This window comes from Microcoleus sp. FACHB-672 (assembly GCF_014695725.1).
Lineage (GTDB): Bacteria > Cyanobacteriota > Cyanobacteriia > Cyanobacteriales > Oscillatoriaceae > FACHB-68.
In genome coordinates this window covers 87,511-112,239 of the sequence record NZ_JACJOU010000019.1, presented here as the reverse complement: position 1 = coordinate 112,239, position 24,729 = coordinate 87,511, and the positions used below count along the sequence as shown (strand labels likewise).

Sequence of the window (24,729 nt, the reverse complement as noted above, 5' to 3'; positions counted from 1 at the left end):
GAGTAAATGTACAGTATAGAATGTCTTTTCTATCTTCTCACTCTTCAGGCTTGTCTTTTTCTGACAGGATTTCTGCTAGTCCTTCTAGTAAACGTTGGTTTTCAGATTCTAAGCGAACGGCAACCCGAAAGTAACGTTCGCCCAATTCGGGAAAGCTGAGGCAGTCGCGGATTAGAATTTGTTTGCGCTTGAGTAATGTTTGTTGCAGCCAGGAAGTTGGCTGCTCGGACTCTACGAGTAAGAAGTTGGCGGCACCGGCATGAGGTTGTAAACCGGGTATTTTTGCCAGTTCCTCAAATAGTTGGGTTCGTGCCGATGGCAACCAATCCCAGGTTTTTTGCTGAAAGTGGGTATCTTGGACCATAGCTATACCTGCAGCGGCTGCTAAAACATTGACCGGCCACGGATCTCGCCAAAACTTCCACTTGCGTAAATGCTCTGGATGCGCTACTGCATAACCCAAGCGAAGTCCGGGCAGGCTATAGAATTTAGTCAGTGATCGCAGAATCACTAAGTTGGGATAATCCCGCACCACCGGCACTAAACTCTGCTGCCGGTCTGCCGGCAGAAAATCCATAAAAGCTTCATCCACCACCACCAAAGCAAATTGCTCTAAGTAGGGCAGAATCGTTTCTTTCTGGAACAGGGTGCCGGTGGGGTTGTGCGGGTTATTGAGTAAAAGTCCTTTGTTTTGCGTCCCTTGGGATTGACTCAAAACAAATGACCACTGCTCTCTGACGAATGACAAAGGACACTCAAGCACATTCACATCAAATGCGTTGAGTGCCCGCCTGTAGTCACCAAATGCCGGTGTGAGCAAATAAGTCTCTGCCAGTTGCGAGAAATCCCTGCCGGCTAGAGTTAATAACTCTGCCGAGCCATTACCGGGAAGAATCCACTCAGGGCTAAGCTGGTGCATCTGAGCCAAGGCTGTCCGTAGTTCGTGATAATCCGGGTCAGGATAAGCTCTCAGCTCGCTGATATGGGTTTGAATCGCCGATATTGCGCTACTGGGAGGACCCAAGGGATTGATACTGGCAGAAAAATCAAGAATGGCTGAAGGGGGGCAGCCGGCTATTGCCGCTGCCCAAGCTAAATTCCCCCCATGTGCCGGTTGCTTCAAGGTTTGGTTCTTGCCTTAGAGAAACGATTATTCGGGCGCAACCTTCTCCTTGAACAACTTGCCGGCAGAGAAGGCAGGCACCCTCGTTGCCGGGATTTCCATTTTGTCGCCGGTTTTGGGGTTGCGACCTTCGCGGGCTTTGCGTTCGCGAGATTCAAACGAGCCAAAGCCGACCAATGTCACTTTGTCCCCTTCGGAAACGGCTTCCATAATCGCTTCCAGGGCTGCTGTGAGTACAGCATCGGCCTGTTTCTTAGTCACACTGGCTTTTTCAGCCACAACGTCAACTAATTCGCCTTTGTTCATTTCAAAGATCCTTAGCGTTTGTAGAACGTATTAAACATCACTGGGCGATCTCAAAAGTGAGATCCGAGAAGAAGTCTTGGCGGGACTTGCTAAAAATCGCTGAAAATCCCACAGACTCTAGTTTTCACTGCAATATTCTAAAGGGTGCAAGCCTGATATGGAAGCCTGAAACCTTTAATTTATGTGGATCTGAGTATTTTTTTGCCAATTTCAAGCCGCTTTGTCGCTTCACCGAACCCGATCTTTTCTGGCAAACCAGAATAAATACCTATTTTATTTTTCTAGAATTTTGCTATAGTCTTGCAAAGTTTAAAATCATAAAAACAATAATAAAATGCTTATAAATCAAGATTTACAGGTTATAAATAATTATTTCAATTCCATTATTTAAAATAAAAAACTTCCTTGTCTAAAATTCTAGAAACCGAGTGCCGGCAATCAGCAAATCTTAAAAAGCTGATTTTGCACGAATCTGGCTCGCCAAGCGTGCTTTTCACCATTAAGCTGACCAACAAGACATTTTGTAAATTCCGCCGTGGCCCGATCAAGATTGCTAAATCCCCTAATGCCGGCCAAAAACTCAACCTCGTCTTGCTCAAAAAAGCAAAAACCCCTGTTTTAGTTGAAACAGGGGCACAAAACTATAAAGAGAGAATACGTTTCTCTCTTGAACCTGTATTTACCGAGAATTGCCCTCAGGGAGCATCTGCCGTTGAATCAGCGGACGCACATCTGGGCCTGGAGTGTAGCCATAGCCAAACGGCGAGAGTTCAGAGTCATCCATAATCTGCGGTGTCAGCACCACAATCACCTCAGCCCGTTCATTGTCTCTCTCAGTACTTCTAAATAAAGCACCGATAATTGGCAGATCGCCCAAGAGGGGGATTTTTGTAGCGGTAACCCGGTCTTGTTCTTGAATAATACCGGAGAGGATTAAAGTCTGGCCATCTCGCAACCGAATCGCTCCCGAACTAAGAGAGCGTTCCGCCAGTAAAGAAATGGTGGTGTCTTCAAACTCTTGTTGCGCCCCAACGGATGTTACCTTGGGCGTGACGTTTAACGTGATAAAACCGTTATCGTCAATGCGGTCAATTCTGATACCGAGAATTAAACCGGCCTTCGCAAGTTCTGCTGTCGTTGTGCTTGTTGTTAGACCTTCAGAGGCTTCTCTCTCGATCTCGATGTTGCTGATTACATCTTGAGTGAGGTTGACAGTAGCGGTTTCCCCTTCTTGAACTACTAATGTCGGGTCAGTCAGTATCTTCGCATTGCCACTGACCACTTGAGCTTGCAGCAGGGATAGAAACCTTTTGGGGTATTGGATAAAAGGAAATAAGCTAAAAGTCGCTGAGCCAGCAGCCGTAACATTTCCCTGTGCATCCCTTGTAGCAGGCGTGTAATCTCGAAGACCTACGTCTAGAGGATCTCGCGATACAGGCGGACGGGGGTCTAGGGAAACCCCATTAGGATTGCCGGTGAACGGGACATTAATCGTACCGCGTGTATCAAAAAAAGGCGCTTCTTCCCTAAGGGGATTGGGAACAATAGGCGGATTCGTTATGCTGTCGGTGATAGTTGCTCCACGCGGTGGGTTGATCCCCCCAAAGTTGACGGCTGCAGCCCCGTTATCGTTGACAAAGAAAGTGTCACCAATTCCAAAAGAAAAACTGCTGTTGAAGTTCTCTACTGAGGAGAGGTTAACATCAATAATTTTGACATTGACCGCCACTTGACGCCGGCGCAAGTCAAGCTGCACCAATTGAGAGGACGCCATTTCCACTAAACGTCGAGGGCCGACTAAAGTGACGGAATTGAGCCGTGTATCAACCAGCACTTGCAAGCCTCGCAGCACAGCTTGAGAATCTTGCGGATTAAACCGGAGGGTATCAATGGTGGTTTGAGTTGTGGTGTTCGTTCGTGTAATTGCCTGATCAGTTCCTTGGATGGGAACAGCCGTTACCTGGGTCACTTCTTGAGTGGAGGTCACGGCACTCTCGGCTCCCATACTCGCCAAAAAGCCAGATGCCTGTCGGGCTGTCACTTGGTTGAGCCGGTAGGTACGAATCACCACATCGCTCAGCTCGTTGGGCAACCGGCTGCCGACGAAAATTGTGCGTCCAATTCGGTTAGCTTGCAAACCGCTGAGCCGGAGGACGTAGTTAAAGATATCTTGCACCGACTCATTTTCAATATCCAGTGAAATCGTCGGTATACCGGCACCGGCTGCCGCTTGGCCTCCTGGGGCTGCGGGCTGACCTGCGGGCTGACCTGTAGCCGGCCCACCTGGGACTTCTGCAGTAAAGGCGAGGTTCAAGCCGGCTTCTCTAGCCAAGAGTGACAACACCTCGCGAACCGGCGCGTCTTTCAAAACTAAGCGAGGCACACGCTGATTGCTGCCCAAATCGATAGTCGAAGCCGCTGAATCAGTGGTTGCCGCTGCAATATCGCCCACAGGTGGTGCAACTGCCCGTGGCAAGAAAGGCGGAGCCGCGCTGGGACCGGCAGCAGCGGGCGGCACGTTGGTCATCGGAGGAGTGGCCGGCACCCCATTAATGGTGACTTCGGGGTTGGGAACCAAAACATTAGGTGCCGGCCCTGGGGGAGTTTGAGCCATTGGCCCTGGGTTAATAGAGGGCAGACCCGGTGGTGGGGGTGGCACATTTTGGCTAGGTCGTCCTGCTGCTGCGCCGGCTCCCGGCGTGAAGCTAAAGAGAATTCCCTGACTGTCTCTACCAGCAATTTGCCCAGAGGGAGTGCCAGTCGTGCCGGCGACAATCACCCGAACGCTATTGGCATCAAGCTGAGTGACGACCACGGAGGCAATGCCAGGATAGGGGTTATCTTGACGAAAAACATTGCCTTGTGGTAAGCGAAGCTGTGTGTTGATGACATCGGCGACCAGATCGTTACCCCGGCTTACCGTGAAAATCTGAGGGCGTTCGCCGCTCCGAGTTTCCAAGAAAACCTCAATTCCCTGATTGCTTTGCCTAACCTGCACACCTGTGACTTGGGTAGCTTGCGCCCACACTGGCGCTTGTCCCATTAATACCACTGCTCCTCCGAGCAAGAGGCCGCCGATTCCCCGATCCTGTTTCACCGTTCTCTCCTCAACTCACAAAAATGGTCTGAAATTGCATCCGATGATTGTTGCCGGTTTTGGCTCCTAGATGCTAGAGCTTTTAAACTTCGCTTGTTTCGTCTTGTTTACTTGGCTGGTGGGGTTGCCGATGTTGCGCCGGCAATTTCTTTCGCTGATTTAGGCACAATAGCCGTCATCTTCAAAGTGGTGTCAAGAGCCGGTTCAGTTAGGCCGCGCACTTTGCCTTGTTCGTCTACCACAAGTCGCATCGTTTGTTCATCTATTTTCGAGCTGAATGCTCCCATCACTAGCAGTGGCTCTAACCGCTCAATGTTACGAATAATTGATTGTGTTTGAGCAAATGTCCCCGCTAGCTCCAATCTCAGTGGCACAGCTTTAAACTGAGCTAGATTTGGAAGGGGTGGTTTATCTTTTGGATACAGGGTCTGAGTGATTATTTCATCATCTGGTTTAAACAGTTGAATCCTGGCTCCGCCCTGTTTGACAATTTTGTTGATATCCAACAGTAAAGTATCTAGCTTTGTTTGATCTCCAAACAACGCTTCTACCTCAGCTTTTAGCTGTTTTTCTCTTTGTAATTCAACTTTGGCTTCTTCAATTTTTGCCGCACCAACTTTTAACTGTTGAATTTCACTTTCTTTGGCGCTAATCTTGCCTTTAAGTTCTTCCTGCTTTGTCCACTCAGGTTGCAGCACGTACATATACAGACCAACTGCTGCTGCCACACCGGCAACGGCGGCCAAAACGCCAATAATCGTTGGCGTAAATTTAATGCCAAATAGGCCACCAGCTTCCTGTTCTTCTTCGCCCGGACCCCACTCTTCACTAACTGTCATGGTTTAATGACCTCCTTGTTTTGCAGTTGTTCGATCCGAGTTGCCAGTCCAATTGCACCCTTCCGATTTAGCTCACGAACCACCTCGGAAGCATTTGCGTTACTAACACCGGCTTCAATTTTGTAATCCACCACTTTTGGCAGTAGTATTTCCGGAGGTTGTCCTTCATTTGAAGGGTCATCTGGCTTCTTATTTTTGTTCTGAGGCAGGACAGTTCTTGTTTGCAGAGGGTTGTCTGCCAAGGTCGATTCAACGAGCTTAACTTCTGACGCATTCAAGAATTTAGAATCCTGGAGACCTAGCATAAAATCATTCACTTCGTCAAACGATTTTGCTGTGCCCTCGATCACGAGTTTTTGGGTGAACTGTTGCCACGGGGATACTGCGGGTGGCAGTGCTGCTGGGGGGGCACCGGCTGCTGGAGGCGCACCGGCTGCTGGAGGTGCACCAGCTGCCGGTGGCGGGGGTGCTGCTGCTGGCGGGGGTGCGCCTGGAACCGGGGGTGCTACTACTACAGTTTGCTCAACGTTATCAATTTGAACGTTTGCCGGCACCCGGTCTCGAATATCTTGTAAAATCGCTGACACAGGCTTGAGCGAAGTATTAAAAAGCAGCGCCAATCCATCCGTCTCTGCCTTCACTTGATCGGCTTGCGCTCTAATGGCTCTATACTCGCTATCTTTGCTAGCCAATTGGCCGGCTTGCCCTTCCAATGTTGTCAATTGCTCCTGCAGTTTTTGATTGTTCGATTGGGCAACGAACCAAAAACCCATCACCAAAGCCGGAAAAAAGACACCTGTCGCCACTCCCGCAATTAACGCAGTCCTATCCGCAACCTGAATTTTGCCACCCTTGCGTTTGGTTTTTTGGGTGACATAATCAGGCCGGTCATTGAGAAAATTAATATCAAGGCTATACATAAAATTACACCTCCCGTAGTCCTAAACCCAGTACAACTCCCAATCCTGGCCGTTGCACGTCGGTAATTTCTTCATCCATTTCCAACGATAAACTTTCCACTGGATCTACCTGAGAAGTTGGCAGGCTTAGCCGTTGCATGAAAAATTCATCTAGTTGACCGAGCGCAGCACCTGGCCCTGCCAGTAGCAGCTGCGCTACCTCTAAGTTTTCGCTCTGGTTGAGATAGAAGTCAATGGAGCGACGGATTTCATCCGCGAGTTCTCCTAAAATCTTGAGCATAGCTGCAGTTCCGGGGTTTGTACCTCCCATTGTACCCAGTCCTGAGGTGTCTACGGGGGTAACAGGAATGGTCATCCCCGCTAGCAGGTCGGTGTTTCTCGAAGGCGGTAAGTTCATCGCCTTGGACAGCGCACTTTGAATTTGGAAGGTGCCGATTGGAATGGTTCGGGAAAACTGAGGGATGCCATCTACGACAATGGCAATTTCAGTCGTGTCAAACTCGATATCTGCTAGCACCGCTGCTTCTTGCGGGGTAAACTGCTGCAATTGCTCTCGAATGGTTCGGATCAGGGAAAAACTCGTAACCTCTATAACATCAATTTTTAAATCAGCCTGCTTGAAGATATCGATATAGACATCTGTAATTTCTTTGCGGGTGGCAACCAACAGCACCTGGTATTTTTCAATCCCATCTTCATCCACAAACGGTTGCAATTTTTGGAAGTCTACATCTGCCTCTTCCCGTGGGAATGGCAAATACAGCCCCGCTTCCGAGTTCATGTATTCCTTTAACTCTAAGTCATTGAGTTCTGCCGGCACCGGAATCAACCGGATCACGGCTTCTTTTCCGGGGATTGCCGTAGCGACCTGCCTTGCTTTAATCTTGTGTTCTGCCAGCGTTTCCGTGATCAAGGCAGCTAGGGTCGGAGAGTCAACAATTTGGCCTTCTTGAAAGACATCTTCCGGCACCGGCACCGAGACAAAGGTGGCCACTTTGTAACCCTGACCCTGTTTGCGGAGCTGCACAATATTGATCCGTTCAGGAGCCAATTCTATACCGACCCCTTGCTTGCTTTTGGAAAATAGACGTTTGAATGAGTTAACCACGGCTTTGTCCGCTCACGTATCAAGGTGGATGGGATATTGAAAATTAGCCAGAGCGAGATGATAATACCGAATTTATGGTACTCAAATCGTACCCAATTTCATCAAGAATCACCACGTTCGTTAGAAACTTTACAAACAAGCTGCCTCTGCTAGGATTTCCGATTTAGCGGCCCACCTTCCTATTTGCTCACTGGCCCTCACCAATGTGTTTAGAAGATCCGGTTAAAGTGCCTAGTCACCTTGCATTCAGCAAACAAGAATTTTATCGCTCACAAACACTAAATTAAGGTGCACAAAATAGATTTACTGGTATTTGCCTTTTGCTATTTCAGGTATAGTCGTCTCTGGGGCAGGCCGGCTTGCCTCGTCTGAACCATTCATCAACCGCTATCTTTAAGTCAACGTACATCTAATTTGTATCGTCCGCGAGCGGGTAAAAATATTAAATTCCTCGCCCCATCTACTTTTCTCCCTTTATTTCTTCTATCTCATTAGAAAAATTAAATGCGTAGCAGCGGATCTGCGTTCTCGCACTCCCCATCACGTTTCAATAATCTAGTACATTGGGCAAAATCGGTTCAGTGACCGACATCAAAGGCAAGCAAAATGAGCAGGATTAAAACTCAGAGGTCAAAGTTGACACAGTGGGTAACCTTTCGGATCGACCGAGGTTTGCGGAATGTTTTAAATTTAACCGCTAACTGGAAACGTTTGAGTATTTTTGCGCTGCTAGGCTTTTTGCTTAGCTGGGCGATGAGCTGTGGTCCCCTTCCGAGTGACGGAGGCACCGGCATCAAACCGGCTGCCACAGGACAGCAGGAAGTAGAATTCTGGACAATGCAGCTTAAGCCACAGTTTACAGATTATTTCAACAACTTGATCGCCTCCTTTGAAGCCGAAAACCCAAACCTCAAAGTTCGCTGGGTGGATGTGGCTTGGTCGGCGATGGAAAGCAAAATTTTAGCAGCTGTTTCAGCACAGACTGCGCCTGATGTCGTCAACCTCAACCCCAACTTTGCTTCCCTTTTGGCAGGACGCAATGCTTGGATGTATCTTGATTCTAAAGTGCCACAAAATGTGCGTCAGCAATACTTACCAAATATTTGGAAAGCCAACACGTTCAACGGTCAAAGCTTTGGAATTCCCTGGTATCTCACAACTCGCATCACCATTTACAACACCGAGTTATTTAAGAAAGCCGGCATCTCTAAACCCCCAGCAACTTATGCGGAATTGGCGCAGGTTGCCAAACAAATTAAGGAAAAAACTGGCCAATACGCCTTTTTTGTAACCTTTGTGCCAGAAGATTCAGGAGAAGTGCTGGAATCTTTGGTACAGATGGGCGTCAAACTTGTAGACGACCAAGGCAAAGCTGCATTTAACACGCCTGAAGGGAAAGCGGCGTTTCAGTATTGGGTAAACCTCTACAAACAGAAGCTAATACCACAAGAGGCCCTTACCCAGGGACACCGACGGGCGATCGAACTTTATCAAGCCGGTGAGACTGCCCTGCTGTCTTCTGGGCCTCAGTTTTTCAAGACAATTGCCCAAAATGCACCGACTATCGCTCAGGTTTCCGTCCCCGCCCCAGAGATCACCGGCCCAACCGGCAAGAAAAATGTGGCGGTAATGAACTTAACGATCCCAAAAGGCACCAACCGGCCTGATGACGCCCTCAAATTTGCCTTATTTGTTACCAATAGTGCCAACCAGTTGGCGTTTGCCAAAGCTGCCAATGTGTTGCCTTCTAACCAAGAGGCACTCAAAGATAGCTACTTCCAAACTCAGCCGGCAAATGCAACAGCGGTGGATAAAGCACGGGCGATCAGCGCGAATCAACTGAAAAATGCCGAGGTTTTAGTCCCCGCAATGAAGGATAGCAACCAGCTGCAAAAGATTATTTATGACAATTTGCAGGCGGCAATGCTGGATGAGAAGCCGGTGGATCAGGCGGTTGCTGATGCCGCACAAAGTTGGAACCGACTGAGAGGTTAATTGGGAGATTGTGGGCTGGAAGGTTGGCTTTTTAAGAAATCGCCAATTAGATACAGGGAGCCACATAAAATGGTTAAACTGTCAATATTTTTCATGGCTGCCTCTACACCGGCTTCCCATCCACTAAAACATCGGCACTCTAGCAACTGGGGGCAAATCATTTGGGCGTGGGGGGCGAGTTCTTCAGGTTCAGCAGAAGCATGATCGGGCACCGGCACGAGATACAATCGATCCCCAGGTCGCAGCAGTGCGTTAAAGATGCCGGTGCGATCTTTGGTAGACAGCATTCCCATTACCCAAGTTATCGATTGAACCTCCAAAGTCTCGACATACCGACGCAGAACGCCCGCAGCATCGCCGTTGTGGGCACCATCAATCAATAACGGGCAATCTCGCCATGTTAACCACTGTAGGCGTCCTGGCCAATTTGTTTTGGCCATTCCTGCCGCGATCACCTCATCTGAAATTTGCCATCCCTGCTGCCGCAAAATTTGCAGCGCTGCCATTGCTAGCGCCGAATTCCCGAACTGAACATCTCCCGGAATCGGTAACGGATACTCAATACCTTGGTATGTCGCCCACTCAGGCTGCTGGGGTGCTGGGTTGCCAAGATCCGCGAAATATTGACTTTCCCCCTCTCTTGTTTTGCTAACAGCCGGTGCCGGCCACACTGCCACACAGCCGAGTTCAGCAATGCGGTTTTCGACCACAGCTTTAGCTTCGGGAGGCAGCGATCCCACGACCGCCGGACACCCCGGTTTAAGGATGCCGGCTTTCTCAAAGGCAATATCCGCCAAGGTAGGGCCGAGGCGCTGCCAGTGTTCCCAGCTGATGGAAGTAATGATACTGACGAGGGGGCGATCACAGACGTTTGTTGCATCCAAACGCCCTCCCAGACCGACTTCTACCACGGCTACATCTACTTGCTGCTGGGCGAAATAAAGCCAAGCTGCTGCCGTTATCACTTCAAATTGAGTAGGTGAGGGTTGATCGGGTTGAACGGCGTTTTGCACTTGTACCAGCAACTGTTGCAAAGCTTCCGGCGTGATGGGTTGTTCATTTAGGCAAATGCGTTCGCCCCAATCTACTAAATGAGGGGAGGTGTAACGTCCAACTCGATAGCCGGCTTCTGTCAGTATTGCTGATAGATAAGCACAAACTGAGCCTTTACCATTCGTTCCCCCTACATGAATTACAGGGACTTGGTGATGGGGATTGCCTAAGTTGACTAGCAGTTGCTGAATTCGATCTAGGCCGAGATCGACGCCAAAATGTTCAAACGGCTTGAGAAAAGAATCGATGTTCACGGCTTATCAGGGCTGTCAAGTATTTAAGCTGCCAGGAAGACGCCCGCTCAATTGCGTTATATCAAAAGACTAAAGGCGGGTGGAAGAGAATTTTATGTCCCCTTTGTCTAGAATCTATGTTAAGGCACATCCGTAATAATATTGTTATACAACGCCTATTTTGAATAATAAATTAGAAGGTATAAAGGTGCATTAAAAAGACCTAAATAAAGGTATGAATGGTTCAACATTATCTGTAATTTTACAAAAATTTTAGATAAATCATTATATGAGAGAAACTTAAAACAAACTTTGCTTGTTTAGAATTCATGAAGGTGATTTACATCATGTTTATTTTTTAGAGATGATCACTGGATAAAATATAAAACCAAAAATCAGAAATGTATTAAATTACTATTGAGCGGCTTTTATCAATAGAAAATTAAACTGTATTGACTCTGGTTCGCAAGCTTCGGCTGCACCCGAAAGCAATGATTTAGGGGCGGAAAGTCAACCGCCCCTAACACGCTTCTTTGGCTTTTAGTCTTGTTTTAACCAGCTAAACATGGCCCGTAAATCTTTGCCCACTTCCTCAATCGGATGTTCGGCTTCTTGCCGGCGCATGGAAGTAAATCCAGGTTTACCGGATTGGTTTTCTAGCACGAACTCACGGGCAAATTGGCCAGATTGAATTTCTTGCAGAACTTTTCGCATCTCGGCGCGAGTTTGGTCGGTGACGATACGCGGGCCACGGGTGTAGTCGCCATACTCCGCTGTGTTGGAGATGCTATCGCGCATTTTTGCCAAGCCACCTTCCACAACCAAGTCAACAATTAATTTGACTTCATGCAGACATTCAAAATAGGCTAATTCCGGCTGATAACCGGCAGCCACAAGGGTTTCAAAGCCGGCTTTGATCAGAGCACTCAATCCGCCACACAGCACGACTTGTTCGCCAAATAAGTCGGTTTCCGTTTCTTCCCGGAAACTGGTTTCTAAGATGCCCGCGCGAGTACCACCGATGCCTTTCGCGTAAGCCATTGCACGATCGCGTGCCTGACCTGTCGCATCTTGATAAACTGCAAATAAGCTGGGCACACCTTGTCCCTGTTCATAGGTGCGGCGCACTAAATGGCCTGGGCCTTTAGGAGCAACCATCACCACATCTACATCTTCCGGTGGCACAACTTGGCCAAAATGAATATTAAAGCCGTGGGCAAAGGCTAAAACCTTACCCTCGGTTAAATTCGGCGCAATTTCATTGGTGTAGACAGTTTTCTGCACCTCATCTGGTAACAGGATCATGATGAAGTCAGCTGCCTTCGCGGCATCGGCCACAGTATGAACAGTCAAACCGGCTTTCTCTGCCTTCTGGGCTGACTTACTGCCCGGATACAGCCCGACAATGACGTTTAAGCCGCTATCTTTAAGATTGAGGGCGTGAGCATGACCTTGGGAACCATAGCCGATGATCGCAATGGTTTTATTGGCTAATAGGTCTAAATTGGCGTCGGCGTCGTAGTACATTCGAGCCATAGGGGCTTCTCCTTCCAGCAAGCGTCAAGATTTTGGTAGCAAATCTTGTATTATACCTGCCGGTGGTCATCCGAAGAAGCATTGAAGGATTTCAGACTGTTTGTTTGAGATTGTCAGTCGATCCCAAACTGGCCGCTCCAAAATCCTTCAGAATAAGCAACCCTAAAATTTAAAGAGAATTTCTAGGTTTTGGTTCAAAGTTGTGGGCGTATGTCTGTAGCAAAGCACTGACTTGAGTGAGCACTTCATTACCCGACGACTTGCCTATAACTTGGCGTTCCGGGAAGAATTCTGGTTGATCGAGGTTGCGGGAGATCGCTTCGTTAACTTGAGCCGCGATCAGGGTTTGTAGTTCTTCCTTAGCGCGGGATCGCTGAAAATTCGCTCCTTCCTCCGTTGTGGCATAGAGGGGGGGGAGCCGGTTCAAGGCGTAGGCAGCGATGTCTCCTACATCCAGAGTTTGCTCGCTAGTGGCTTCAATTTCCGCAACTCGTGCAATCGCTTCAGAGAGAACCAACTCTTCCATCACATTGATAAATTGTTTGCGAGGTAAAACAACGACCTCACCCGTTAACAGTGCCCCCATTAGACGATCAAGAGCCATATACTCTTCAATCGACAATTCAGAGGCCGTGTTACAAATCCGGCCTACCTCGGCTTCCATTGCTGGCGTCAGATAGCCATCTTGCAGTGCCTGCTCAACAATTCTTTCAATACTCATAAATTCTTACGCTCCCCGGCACTATATTAACAGGGCAACCCTGGAATAATCTTGGGCTAAATTCAGCTACGAATGCGACTAAAACCATAAAAATCGAAGAGTTATTCAAATCCTTGATATCGCCAGGGTACTGGATCGACAGACAAACCGTTTACATACAGACCCCAGTGTAAGTGAGGGCCGGTTGAGGCACCGGAATTTCCGACAGCACCGATCACTTGACCGGGTTTTACCATATCTCCTTCCTTAACATTTATGCGGCTCAAGTGAAGATAGATAGTTGTCACACCCTGACCGTGGTCAATACCAATGCAGTTTCCGTGGATCGCAAATCCGTCGGCTTCACGCCCCACCAAAGCCACACGACCGGCTGCCGGTGCTACGACTGATGAACCGTAAGCCCCAGCATAGTCTACACCCCGATGGTAATAATCTTCAGCAAATTTACCATTATAATAACGGCGAACTCCATAAATTGTAGTAATTTCACCGGCATTAGGCCGCAGAAATGCCCCCTTCCAAAACTTTTGCGGAGTTTGTAATTGTTTGAACGCGTCTACAAGATCAAACTCATAATCGCTAACATCCCCATCCTTTCCAGGTGGCAACCAAATGGACTGGGTAGGGAAGTCGCGATCTCGCAACTGCACAGCCAAGTTACGCACCTGACCTTCACCGGCTACCTCAATTTTCCAAGTTCCAGGGCGATCTAAGGGCGTCGAGGGCAACAAAGCCCGAAACCGATTTGGGCCTACCGCAAACGTCTGGTAGGTCTTCTGGTTCATTTTTACGGTTGGACGGGCGTTATTCGTTGCCGGCTTGTCTAACCGAATCATCACCGACATCGTATCGCCCAGTTGGGGATTTTTTGGACTTAGCTGGACTTGTAGGGCAAGGGCCGGCACCGCCCAGCTGACAGCACCGGCAGCGATTCCGACTGTCAAACCTGTCGTAACGCCCAGACGCCGCACCCAAGAAACAGCATCGGCAGCAACTCGCACAAGGCTTGGGGATGAACCCAGGCCATTATTCCAGAAATTATTTGTTCGATCCAAGGTACTTATCATTCGTTGGGATTCAGTCAGCATTGGCAACTAGACTAGCGTTTTGCGGGTTCTGTTTCCAGCCCTTTCTGCCGGGAGAGTGTAGGGGCTATGAGCGAGAAATGCAACTCATCGCCACCCCCTCTTCCCATCCTCCAGGCCCCATTCTTCATTCTTCTCTTCACTCTTTACTTAAACTTCTAGCCAGAATCCCAAAAAACTTTATATTCTGAAGTTTATAGACCTTAATAATTTTTCTCATAAACCTGTGCAAGAAGATTTTAGATTGATCGTTGACTTAGTCACAGTTCTAGCCGCCGCCGCTGCAGGGGGTCTGTTTGCGTCACTCTTGCGGCAGCCTGTTTTGCTGGGCTATCTGCTGGGCGGTATAGTCGTCGGCCCAGCAGGATTAGGACTGATTAAAGAAATCGTGCAGGTCGAAACCTTAGCTCAGTTCGGTGTGGCCTTTTTACTGTTTGCCTTGGGAGTCGAGTTTTCCTTGGCCGAACTTAACAAAGTCAAGCGCATCAGTCTGGGGGGTGGCGGGCTACAAATAGCCCTGACCATTGCGATCACGGCTTTAGCATCCGTAGGCATGGGCTGGGTGTCTTCACCGGCACAGGGTGTGTTCTTAGGCGCGATCCTCTCTTTATCTTCAACCGCTGTGGTGCTCAAGTGCCTGATGGAACGCAACGAAACCTCCACGCCCCACGGCCAGGTGATGCTAGGAATTTTAGTTGTGCAGGACTTGGCTTTGGGCCTGATGATGGCCGTTTTGCCGGCACTCGATCAGCCACCAGAAACCTTTGGCATGACCGTTGCCAGCTCACTACTGCGCCTCGCGTTATTTGCCGCCGGCGCAGTGGCTGCCGGCATCTGGGTTGTCCCCCCGTTGCTGCAATTTTTGGCGAAAACCGAGAGTCGGGAGCTATTTTTGCTGGGAGTCGTTGCCCTGTGCTTGGGGATTGCCCTGCTCACGGATCGTTTGGGGTTTTCCATCGAAATGGGAGCGTTTGTAGCCGGCCTGATGATTTCAGAAGTCGAGTACGCCGACCAAACCCTAACTTATGTCGAACCTTTACGCGATATCTTTGCCGCACTATTTTTTGTCTCGGTGGGGATGCTAATCGACCCACTATTCTTGTGGAAAAATCTAGAGCTGATCTTGGGACTGGTGGCGCTGGTACTTGTCGGCAAGTTTTTAATTGTCACGCCGATTGTCAGGGCGTTTGGCTATCCCCTGAAAACCGCTTTAATTGCCGGCGTGGGTTTAGCGCAGATCGGGGAATTCTCCTTTGTCCTGGCCAGTGAAGGGCAACTGCTAGGTCTGGTTTCTCGTGAAGTTTATTTGCTCATTGTGGGCACAACGGCAGTAACGCTAGTGCTGACACCCTTCGTACTGGGACTGGTGCCGAAGTTATTAGAACTGCCCGTGCTGAAAAAGTATTTCAATCAAGCGGATGTGCCCTTAGAAGTGTCCGCTGAAATGTCGGTGCAAAATCATGTCGTGATCGTAGGCTATGGGCGAGTCGGGCGCAATCTTGTGAAACTGGTGCAAGAACACGGACTGCCGGTGGTGGTGATCGATCAGTCTGAAAGTCAAATTCAGCAGATGCGAGAGGCCGGCGTTAGCTATGTCTACGGCAATGCGGCAAGTTTACACGTATTAGAAGCGGCTGGGGTAGAACAGGCGCGGGCAATGGCGATTGCGCTGCCTGACGCGATGAGCAGCCGGCTATGCCTCAAGCGAGCTTTGGAACTGGCCCCCGACCTGGATATTGTTGTTCGGGCCAACCGAGATAAAGATATCGAACTGCTGTACCAGTTAGGGGCGCGAGAGGTTGTGCAGCCGGAGTTTGAGGCGAGTTTGGAGCTGTCAGCTCATTTGCTAACCGGCATGGGGTTGCTGCTGCCGGTGATTCAGCGAGAAGTGGCGCAAATCCGCAGCCGTCACTACTTGGATCTGCGACCAGAACGCTCAGCATCTCAAGTGTCGCGGGATTTGCAAGTGGCGGCCAAGGATATGAACAGCAAGTGGTACTCGCTGCCAGAAGGCTCTCCCCTGGCTGGGATGACGCTAGAAGAAACCGACCTGCGCCACCTCACCGGCATTAGTTTGATGGCCATTCGCCGCTCATCAGGAGAGGAAATCGACTATCCAAACTCGCAGACTACACTTTTAGCCGATGATCGGCTTTTGGTGGTGGGAGAACCAGAAGAACTGGCTGCTTTTGCCCAATTGGTGAAAGGTGAGGTGGCTGTCCCGCGTGAAAGTATGTCCTGTCAGTGGTTGACGGTGCCAGATGGCAGTCCTGTGGTGGGGATAGCGCTTTCTGAACTGGAGCTGCGCCGGCTGCATGGGGTGCAGGTGCAAGCGATCCGGCGAGAGGGTAAGTTTATCCGCTTTCCGAATGGTGAAACCAATTTTCAAGCAGGCGATCGCTTGCTGTTGTGCGGGGGGTTCCATTCGCTCAATCAAGTACGCTGTATCATTGCCCCATCTCCCCACTTGCCGGTGTTGCAGGTGCCGATTGTCCGAGCGACTGTGAGTGAAACGCTTAAAGAATTTCTACCCAGCGATAGTTTTCGGGATGGTTGAGTGCGGCATTGGATCAGAAAGACAGAGAAAAGGGAAAACGAATTTCTTTCCTTTATCAATTCAAGATTTGGGTTTGATATAAACAATCGCGTGCCGCCAAACAATGGTGGGCTGATCCTGCTGATCGAATAAACAAACGCAGTTCTCATCTTGCCAGCGAATCTGACCCGTTAGCGAATCGCCGGTGGTGACTTTAATTTCGACCTGTTTTTTGTCTTTAATTAAATTCTGAACTTGGCGAATGCTGGGCAATCCGGTGTTGAACTCAGCCATAATTAAATCCGTCCTGGGGGATAATTTACAAAAAGTTTAAAGACTTGGCGATCAGACATTCAGTTGGTTACTCGCTCTGATGGGTGGTAGTGGGTTTGTCTCCGATTTTGGTCAAAGCCGGCAACAGATGAGTTTGGAGAAATGAAGCGCTGGGCGCAAGCAATCTATAATTCCCTGACTGACTTCCAAAATCGCCTCAATGCCCCCCAGAAAGCCGTACAGTAACAGTTGGATGCTGAAAGCGGCTAGCTAAAAGCGGAGAACTCAATGGCAATCGAATTTACAAAGTATCACGGACTTGGCAATGACTTCATTCTGATTGACAATCGCACATCGTCAGAACCGTGTTTGACGCCGGCAGATGCGGTGAAGCTGTGTGATCGTCATTTCGGCATTGGTGCGGATGGTGCGATTTTCGCCCTGCCTGGAGGTGCCGGCACTGACTACACGATGCGGATTTTTAATTCTGACGGTTCTGAGCCAGAGATGTGCGGCAATGGAATTCGCTGTTTGGCTCGGTTCTTAGCCGATCTGGAAGCCGATGCGGGTGGGGGAGAAGTCGCTTCTTCTCGTTCCTATCGCATCCACACAGGAGCCGGTGTTATTACTCCCCAAATCCGTCCTGATGGTCAGGTGACTGTGGATATGGGCGAACCTAGGCTTTTGGCGGCGGAGATTCCTACAACTTTAGCTGCACCTGATGAGAAAGTTGTCAACCAGCCTTTGGAAGTGGCCGATCAATCTTGGTCGGTGACTTGTGTGAGCATGGGCAACCCTCACTGCATTACGTTTGTCGATGATGTTGCGGCGATTTCCCTGGAAGCAATCGGGCCGCTATTTGAGCATCACTCGGTCTTTCCGAAGCGCACAAATACGGAATTTATTCAAGTGGTGCGATCAGATTACTTAAAAATGCGGGTGTGGGAACGGGGTGCCGGTGTGACGCTGGCTTGTGGCACCGGCGCTTGTGCGGCACTGGTGGCCGGGGTTCTAACAGGCCGGTGTGACCGCGCTGCTACAGTAGAACTTCCCGGTGGCTGTTTGCAAATTGAATGGTCAGCGACCGATAACCGGCTGTACATGACCGGGCCGACTGAGCGAGTCTTTACCGGCACTTTATAAGAAATCGGGGGATTTTAGATTTTGAATGAGCGATCAACCTATAATTTACGCCTTCAAAATCTAAAATCTTCAGTCCGCCGATTTGGTTTTTTGCTGGCAGTTTGGATTTCTTTCTTCCTTGAGTTAGACCCTCAAAGTTTTTTTTACAGCTAAAATGGGCACAGGATTACGGGCCAATGCCTGATGAATGAATAGGTGACTTGTTTAGGAGGTTTTTTGGCAACGCAGAGGGAGTGAGCGCGTATTGTGTGAGCGCCAAACAAAGGAGCTTCTCGGTTAATTAATTTTAATTTTTATTATCAATAATTTATGAATTTTTATTTCGTTTAAGGGCCATCTCAAATTAAAATTCTAGATAAAATTCAAAAGGTTTTTAAAGTTTGTGTAAACTCTCCAAAAGATTACAATAGAAGGATTTGTTACTATCAAAAGTATTGTATAAATAAAAGAATAGATGGGGAGTGTTTTCATTCACTTTCACATAAAAAAACAAAAGAAAGCAGTTGTGCATCAGGCTAATCAGCAACCATAGGGGGATTTCAATGGGTGGAGGTATTTATCTCATTCAGGATGATGATCGGCTTGTTGAAATGACAGAACAAGCCTATGACTCAGAAGATCGGCTGCAAGAACTGCTAGAAAAATATCCCAATCTTTTAGCTGGAGACCAGATAGATCGGGCGACTCCCCGACGATGGCTATTGATCGCACGAGAGGTGGCAATCCCGGAAGAAGAGGGGAATGGAAAGTGGTCGCTTGATCATTTGTTTCTCGATCAGAATGCAATTCCCACGCTTGTAGAAGTCAAAAGCAGTAACGACAGTCGCAGCCGGCGAGAAGTGATCGGGCAGATGCTCGACTATGCGGCGAATGTCGTCGTTTACTGGCCGGTTGAGTCAATTGTTGTCCAGTTTGAATCGAACTGTCGAGATCAAGGTCGCGATCCCGAACAGATATTTGAAGAATTTTTAGGATCTGACGCTGATGAAGAATTGTTTTGGCAAAAAGTCAAAACCAATTTGCAAGCCGGTAAAGTTCGTTTGGCTTTTGTCACGGATGACATTTCTGCTGAATTACAACGGGTAGTGGAGTTTCTCAACGAACAAATGGACCCCACAGAAGTGCTGGCTGTGGAAATCAAACAATATGTAAGCGAGAACGGTTTGAAAACTTTAGTGCCCAGGATCATCGGGCAAACAGCAGAAGCTCAACACAAAAAATCTAGTGCAACTCGTGAGAGAAGGCGGTGGGACGAAGTTTCATTCTTCCAAGAATTTGCAGCTAGACAAGGCAGGGATGAGGCGAAGATTGCCAAAAAAATCTATGAATGGGCGCGTGAGCAAGAACCTGACGTCCATGTTCAGTGGGGCACCGGCGACACCTACGGCGGCTTTGCGGCCAAGCTAAAGCATAAAGGAATGTTGCTCCCTGAACTGTTCACGGTGGATATTTCTGGCCAACTAGAAATTTCTTCTAGCAATTATGCCTCGCAACGGCCTTTTAATTCTGAAGTAAAATGGCTGGAACTCAGAAATCAACTGAGTTCCATCGGTCTGTCTCTCCCAGCCGATCCCACTGAAAGAAGATTACCCAGTTTGCGCTTGTCTACTTTGCAAGATGAAATGACACTCCAGCAAGTTATGGCAACCTTTGAGTGGATCGTTGACCAAATTATTCCGTAAAAAACTGAGCATTTCGCCTTAATTTCTTGTCCTCAGTCTTTATCAATTAGGTAAAGACTGAGGATTAGTAACGGCTAACTTACTCAAGTTCATCCATCGTGGCTTTAAACCCCTGCCTTTTGAGCTTTTCCATCATTTCATCGGCGTTATCTCGTGAGCTAAAGACGCCGGCTTGCATCACCACCCGACCGTTAAGGAAGGTGCGAAATGCCTCGGGAACAAGCGCTCTCACACGAGCTTGCTCTCGTTCACCACTGGTTTCAACGATCACTCGATAGCGCAGTGCTGCAGAACCCCCACCGGCAGCCGACGCTGGGGGGGCACCATCTCCCAAGGGAATATCAGGCCCAGGAACCGGCAGGACGACCGGGGCGGCAGCTTGTGTACCGGGAGGCGGTGGGGCGAGAATGGGCAGCGTTGACCGGCTTTCAGAAGGCGGAACTCGGCTGGCGCTGGCTGATGAGGGCGGAGGAACGGGGATATCAATTGCGGCTTGTGAGGCACTCACCGGCTTGTAGGGGCGCGAGGAAGACGCAGCAACAGGGGCACCAGTGGGTGCAGGTCTCACAGGTCGGGAATTCCTGGCAACGCTTGGTTGTGCGGGGGTAGCTGCCGGCTGAGGGGTCGTCGCTGCCGGCTGCGGATTGGTTCTCGCCGATAAACTCGCTGCCCGGTTTGGTTGAGGAAGAACCGGCCTTGGGGCTAAGGCCACCTTGCCGGCTACATCGATGCGACCGCTGGTACGATCACTCGACAGTTGGTTGCCAAAGGCTGGGATCACTTGATTGGAAGCTTTGGCATTGATATCTAATTGACCGTTGTTGCGAAATACATTCTCACCCCGTTCTCCCCCATTTCCCAAGTCTGGCTGAGCTTGGGCCAGGGCAACAAGGCCATCTTGCACATTGCCTTCAATTTGATTATTCCGCAATACGGGCCGCGCGTTGGCTTGCACTAAAACGCCTGATCGGTTGCGAATAATCCGGTTGCCAGTTAACACCGGCGCGGCATTCTGGCCAATATTTACCCCAAATCCCGTATTTTCAAAAACGTTATCCTGCACTTGAGGCTGGGAAGATCCGTAGATCGTGATTCCGTTCGCCCCATTTTGCTTAAAGTAATTGCCACGAATCACCGGCGCACTTGTCCCCACTACAGAAATGCCGTCATGGGTGCTGCCGGTGAAGGTATTATCCGCAACCAGAGGGCTGCTCGATTCCACCCACAAGGCATAACCGCGCGGGTTGGGGTTGGTGACCGTCACTCCCGTTAGCCCAGCTTTATCAGCAGCCAAAATGGTAATGTTTTGCGTGGCTACCGAGGGGCTGAGGAAGGCACCGCCACCGATGATCGTAATGTTTTGGCCACGGCTGCGGGGATCGCCCTGAACCGTGACACCCGGTTTCAGCATCAGTGGAAAAGTTTCGCCGGTTTGAGCGCTATACGTCCCTGGTGCTAATAAAATTACAGTGTTTGGCGCAGCAGCGCTCAAAGCCTGTGTGACGGTTTTGAACGGCGCACTTTCAGCCCCACTGCCGGCTGAGTCCTTCCCAGACGTGGGATTGACATACAGCACGGTGCTGGGCGAGGGTGCTTGGGCCATTAATAGGTCGAGTTGAGGCGCTTCTGGAATCGCCCCAACCGATGATGGGGTTTGAGCAATAGCGACTGAGTGAGACAACCAAAGTAAGGCTGTGGCCGCCAATCCTAACCCTGTGCGGGCTAACTCCTTACCGGCTGGCTGCATCAAGCTGTGGTGCCGGCTGGCGGTTGCGCTACTTTGACAGTTGCGGGAGTATAACAAACTCACGGATCTCCTCCAACGGTGGTTTAGACTTTAACCGATTCTTGATGGACGTGCACCCGCTCAAATGAGACAGTTAAAACAATCTACAGATGGAATAAATCCCGTCTGGTCTACTGAGCAAAGCTGAAAATGATTGCCTCCCATTTTGTCGGATCTGCCAAGGCGGTGCTCATCGCTTAAAAATAATTAAAATAACCAGGAGCAATGGCAAAATTTTAGATTGTCCCTGTACTGGTCATGGGGTCTGAGTTGAGTCTCCAAAGGCAGCCGCATGGTTGCAATGGAGGCGGATAATTCTTAGCATTGAAAATTCATGGGGGTGTTTTGATGGGCGATCGACATAGCTTGAGTGAAAAGGCGCAAGGCTTTGTGTCTCTAGGGGGACATCCGGCCCTTTGCCGCATTTTAGATGCAAATTTAGACCGCGCTCGCGAAGGATTGAGAATTGTTGAAGAATGGTGCCGGTTCGGTATTAATAGTGCCCAACTTGCTGGGGAGTGCAAACATTTGCGCCAGGAATTGGCAAGCTGGCATACGCCGGAGTTGCGATCAGCAAGAGATACTCCAGGCGATTTGGGAACCGAGTTAAGCCATCCTCAAGAAGAACACCGATCTAGTCTCCAGCAGCTGTTGCAAGCCAACTTTTGCCGTGTGGAAGAAGCGCTGCGAGTGATAGAAGAGTATGGCAAATTGTATCACCCGGATATGGGTGCGACTTTTAAGCAGATGCGCTATCGCGTTTACACCCTGGAAAGCAGCCTACTCGCTTATCACCGGCTTCAACTCCTGCTGCGAACGCACCTTTATTTAGTGACTTCTCCTTCAGAACATCTGTTTCCTGTTGTGGAAGCGGCGCTGCAAGGGGGATTAACTTTGGTTCAATATCGGGATAAAAAAGCTGACGACGGTGAACGCCTCAGAAATGCCCAAAAGCTGTGCAAGTTATGCCGGCGCTACGGTGCGCTTTTTCTGGTCAATGATCGTGTGGACTTGGCTTTAGCCGTTGACGCCGATGGGGTTCATTTAGGACAGCAAGATGTGCCAATCGCCCTGGCGCGGCAAATGCTTGGCCCTCAACGCTTAATCGGTCGTTCTACTACAAATCCAGAGGAAATGCAACGAGCGATACAGGAAGGCGCAGATTATATTGGGGTCGGGCCGGTTTATGAAACACCAACTAAAGCTGGGAAAGCGGCTGCCGGCTTTGATTACATCCGCTACGCCACTAATCACTCACCGATTCCCTGGTTTGCCATTGGGGGAATTGATATGAATAATCTCAATGAAGTGCTCAATGCCGGTGCTGATCGCGTTGCAGTGGTACGCGCAATTATGCAAGCCGAACAGCCAACCCTGGTGACTCAGTATTTTATGTCCCAATTAACTCGCCTGCAAACGATGCGAGCTTTAAAAAGTGCGGAGGGATAAGTTTATTCATCGCAATTGCTTAAGTGAATGATTAAAAGTAAGTTTTAATCTGCGATTAAGCAATGGCAAATAAACCGGCAAAAATGGCAAGGAACAGATCAACGCTTTTTAAAACTGGAAAAATGACGAGTGAAACTCAACAAATTAGCCTGCAAGTGAATGGGGAAAATCGTACTTGCTCACCCCAAATATCCCTGCCGGCACTATTGGAACAAATGGGGTTGAATCCTCGTTTGGTGGCGGTGGAGTATAACGGTGAAATTTTACACCGGCAGTTTTGGGAGAAAACACAAATGCAGTCAGGTGATCGCCTGGAAATTGTCACGATTGTTGGCGGCGGCTAGCTCGATTTTTTAGTTTTAATTCTTCCCATTGCCGGCAGGGTGCATTTTACAGAAAAAAATAGAATTTAGAGAAAGCTGATAGGCCATTTATGATAAAGAAAATCAGAAGTTCTGACCCTCTGATTTATAAAAGTGCCGGCAGAAACTGCTAAGCGGCTTCTCCTATTCTTTAAAACTGCGCCGGCAGCACCCGTGAATTCAAGCGCAACCGGCTTAGCGGATTAACTCATACTCTTTTTCTTCCTAAAGTACGGATATCTACCCCAGGAATCTGCCCTGAGATGGCTCCCTAGGGATCAGAGAAAGCGATAGATTAGGAGTGTGCCATTGCTGACACCCAGCCAAGACCCAAGCTAAGCAGATTGAGCTAGAGAACCGGCAAAACCAATCGTCAGTATGGCAACCCCCAAAGCCAGAAAAGCTTTGATCGTCGGATGAAATAGGGACAATATTTATGCGTAACAAACTGCTTTCTTTAATCAAACCCTTTGTAAAATCCCTGCTGGTGGTCGGGCTGGTGATTAGCTTAGCCTTCTCTCATGCGGATGGAGCCTTGGCAGCCCGCACCGGCGGACGGATTGGCGGTGGCTCATTTAGTGCCCCCAGTCGCACCTTCTCCTCTCCCCGCACTTACGCACCACCGGGCGGCGGCGGATACTACCCCAGAGGCGGCGGATATTACCCCGGTGGTGGTGGATTTGGCTTTCCCTTCCTGCTTCCCTTCTGGGGCGTCGGCGGTGGATTTGGGGGTATCTTTACGATCTTGATTTTTATCGCGATCGCCAACTTCTTGGTGCAAAGCTTCCGTCGCGCCGGCACTTCAGTCGAAGAACTTGACTACAACAACCCCACGGTGTCTGTGGCGCGAGTGCAAGTGGGACTGTTGGCTGAAGCCCGTTCTCTGCAAGGTGAACTAGACGAACTGGCTGAACGCGCAGACACTGGCACAGCTGCCGGTCGGGCACAAGTTTTGCAAGAAGCCTCACTCGCTTTATTGCGTCATCCTGAATACTTATTCTATGGTGCCGCCGAATCGCAGCAAGCTCGCTTAGAAGCAGCAGAAGCTAAATTCAATCAACTGTCTTTGGCAGAACGCAGCAAATTTACCGCAGAAACGCTTTCCAACGTCAATAACCAACTGCGCGGATCTTCAGAGGCTCAAAACTACCTGCCGGCAAATCAAAAGGGTGGAGAATTGGCGAACAATGAAGGGCCGGGAGAATACATTGTTGTCTCGATTATCGTTGCCACCCAAGGTAAGCTACAACTGCCGGCGATCAATAGTTCAGATGAGTTGCGTCAAGCACTGCGTCAAATTGGCGGCATCTCCAGCGAACAACTGTTGGCCGTAGAAATTCTCTGGACGCCTCAAGCTGCCGGTGACACATTAACCTCAGATGACATCATGGCTGAGTATTCTAACCTGAGATTGGTCTAATACTGAGTCCTGAGTCCAAAAAAAAGTTAGACAGTGTCTCTAGTTGCACTTAATCTAATCTA

General features: G+C 49.2%; 19 protein-coding genes. 7 read left to right on the top strand and 12 right to left on the bottom strand.

What is annotated here, in order from left to right:
* Nucleotides 1-37 precede the first annotated feature (37 nt).
* The 6 genes from cobD to pilM all read right to left on the bottom strand — a co-directional run bounded on the left by cobD (nt 38) and on the right by pilM (nt 7,393).
* Nucleotides 38-1,123, bottom strand: a complete 1,086-nt coding sequence (cobD, locus tag H6F56_RS14130; protein ID WP_190669220.1) for a threonine-phosphate decarboxylase CobD — start codon at nt 1,121-1,123, stop codon at nt 38-40.
* Between the two features lie 27 nt (nt 1,124-1,150).
* Nucleotides 1,151-1,429 (bottom strand): HU family DNA-binding protein, encoded by a 279-nt coding sequence (locus H6F56_RS14125; RefSeq protein ID WP_190669218.1) that lies wholly within the window; start codon nt 1,427-1,429, stop codon nt 1,151-1,153.
* A 679-nt stretch (nt 1,430-2,108) separates the two neighbouring features.
* On the bottom strand, nt 2,109-4,526 hold the full coding sequence (locus tag H6F56_RS14120; protein WP_190669216.1) for an AMIN domain-containing protein: 2,418 nt from the start codon (nt 4,524-4,526) through the stop codon (nt 2,109-2,111).
* Between the two features lie 107 nt (nt 4,527-4,633).
* Nucleotides 4,634-5,365, bottom strand: coding sequence for a type 4a pilus biogenesis protein PilO (locus H6F56_RS14115; protein WP_190669200.1), 732 nt, complete (start codon nt 5,363-5,365; stop codon nt 4,634-4,636).
* Nucleotides 5,362-6,285 (bottom strand): PilN domain-containing protein, encoded by a 924-nt coding sequence (locus H6F56_RS14110; protein WP_190669198.1) that lies wholly within the window; start codon nt 6,283-6,285, stop codon nt 5,362-5,364. Before H6F56_RS14110 ends, H6F56_RS14115 begins: the two co-directional genes overlap by 4 nt.
* 4 nt (nt 6,286-6,289) lie before the next feature.
* Nucleotides 6,290-7,393: a type IV pilus assembly protein PilM gene (pilM, locus tag H6F56_RS14105; RefSeq protein ID WP_190669196.1), complete on the bottom strand. Its 1,104-nt coding sequence runs from the start codon at nt 7,391-7,393 to the stop codon at nt 6,290-6,292.
* Nucleotides 7,394-8,065: 672 nt separating this feature from the next.
* Here pilM and H6F56_RS14100 point away from each other — a divergent pair.
* Complete coding sequence (locus H6F56_RS14100) at nt 8,066-9,388, top strand: ABC transporter substrate-binding protein (RefSeq protein ID WP_416360994.1); 1,323 nt, start codon at nt 8,066-8,068, stop codon at nt 9,386-9,388.
* Here H6F56_RS14100 and H6F56_RS14095 read toward each other — a convergent pair.
* The 4 genes from H6F56_RS14095 to H6F56_RS14080 all read right to left on the bottom strand — a co-directional run bounded on the left by H6F56_RS14095 (nt 9,385) and on the right by H6F56_RS14080 (nt 14,019).
* Nucleotides 9,385-10,695, bottom strand: a complete 1,311-nt coding sequence (locus tag H6F56_RS14095) for a bifunctional folylpolyglutamate synthase/dihydrofolate synthase (RefSeq protein WP_190669192.1) — start codon at nt 10,693-10,695, stop codon at nt 9,385-9,387. The two genes, H6F56_RS14100 and H6F56_RS14095, sit on opposite strands and share 4 nt — an antisense overlap.
* 519 nt (nt 10,696-11,214) lie before the next feature.
* Entirely contained in the window at nt 11,215-12,210 is a 996-nt protein-coding gene (gene ilvC / locus H6F56_RS14090) for a ketol-acid reductoisomerase (RefSeq protein ID WP_190669190.1), read from the bottom strand.
* Between the two features lie 169 nt (nt 12,211-12,379).
* Nucleotides 12,380-12,931, bottom strand: coding sequence for a late competence development ComFB family protein (locus tag H6F56_RS14085; protein WP_190669188.1), 552 nt, complete (start codon nt 12,929-12,931; stop codon nt 12,380-12,382).
* A 101-nt stretch (nt 12,932-13,032) separates the two neighbouring features.
* Nucleotides 13,033-14,019, bottom strand: coding sequence for a M23 family metallopeptidase (locus H6F56_RS14080; protein WP_242032002.1), 987 nt, complete (start codon nt 14,017-14,019; stop codon nt 13,033-13,035).
* Nucleotides 14,020-14,242: 223 nt separating this feature from the next.
* On the opposite strand from H6F56_RS14080, the gene H6F56_RS14075 reads away from it, so the two are divergent.
* Nucleotides 14,243-16,573, top strand: coding sequence for a cation:proton antiporter (locus H6F56_RS14075; RefSeq protein WP_190669187.1), 2,331 nt, complete (start codon nt 14,243-14,245; stop codon nt 16,571-16,573).
* A 60-nt stretch (nt 16,574-16,633) separates the two neighbouring features.
* On the opposite strand, the gene H6F56_RS14070 is transcribed toward H6F56_RS14075, so the two are convergent.
* Nucleotides 16,634-16,846 (bottom strand): Hfq-related RNA-binding protein, encoded by a 213-nt coding sequence (locus tag H6F56_RS14070; protein ID WP_190669185.1) that lies wholly within the window; start codon nt 16,844-16,846, stop codon nt 16,634-16,636.
* A 267-nt stretch (nt 16,847-17,113) separates the two neighbouring features.
* Between H6F56_RS14070 and dapF the strand changes: the two genes are divergently transcribed.
* Together dapF and H6F56_RS14060 are read left to right on the top strand one after the other, a co-directional pair.
* The gene (gene dapF / locus H6F56_RS14065; protein ID WP_190669184.1) at nt 17,114-17,968 is read left to right on the top strand and encodes a diaminopimelate epimerase; all 855 of its coding nucleotides are present in this window, start codon (nt 17,114-17,116) and stop codon (nt 17,966-17,968) included.
* Between the two features lie 542 nt (nt 17,969-18,510).
* The gene (locus tag H6F56_RS14060; RefSeq protein WP_190669183.1) at nt 18,511-19,650 is read left to right on the top strand and encodes a hypothetical protein; all 1,140 of its coding nucleotides are present in this window, start codon (nt 18,511-18,513) and stop codon (nt 19,648-19,650) included.
* A gap of 79 nt (nt 19,651-19,729) precedes the next feature.
* On the opposite strand, the gene H6F56_RS14055 is transcribed toward H6F56_RS14060, so the two are convergent.
* Nucleotides 19,730-21,460, bottom strand: coding sequence for a DUF1565 domain-containing protein (locus H6F56_RS14055; protein ID WP_199312839.1), 1,731 nt, complete (start codon nt 21,458-21,460; stop codon nt 19,730-19,732).
* A gap of 324 nt (nt 21,461-21,784) precedes the next feature.
* Between H6F56_RS14055 and H6F56_RS14050 the strand changes: the two genes are divergently transcribed.
* The 3 genes from H6F56_RS14050 to H6F56_RS14040 all read left to right on the top strand — a co-directional run bounded on the left by H6F56_RS14050 (nt 21,785) and on the right by H6F56_RS14040 (nt 24,667).
* The gene (locus H6F56_RS14050; RefSeq protein WP_190669182.1) at nt 21,785-22,885 is read left to right on the top strand and encodes a thiamine phosphate synthase; all 1,101 of its coding nucleotides are present in this window, start codon (nt 21,785-21,787) and stop codon (nt 22,883-22,885) included.
* A gap of 122 nt (nt 22,886-23,007) precedes the next feature.
* Nucleotides 23,008-23,229, top strand: a complete 222-nt coding sequence (gene thiS, locus H6F56_RS14045) for a sulfur carrier protein ThiS (protein WP_190669179.1) — start codon at nt 23,008-23,010, stop codon at nt 23,227-23,229.
* 454 nt (nt 23,230-23,683) lie between these two features.
* Nucleotides 23,684-24,667 carry a DUF1517 domain-containing protein gene (locus tag H6F56_RS14040; RefSeq protein WP_190669178.1) on the top strand — a complete coding sequence of 328 codons (984 nt, stop codon included), beginning with the start codon at nt 23,684-23,686 and terminating at the stop codon, nt 24,665-24,667.
* Nucleotides 24,668-24,729: the final 62 nt, after the last annotated feature.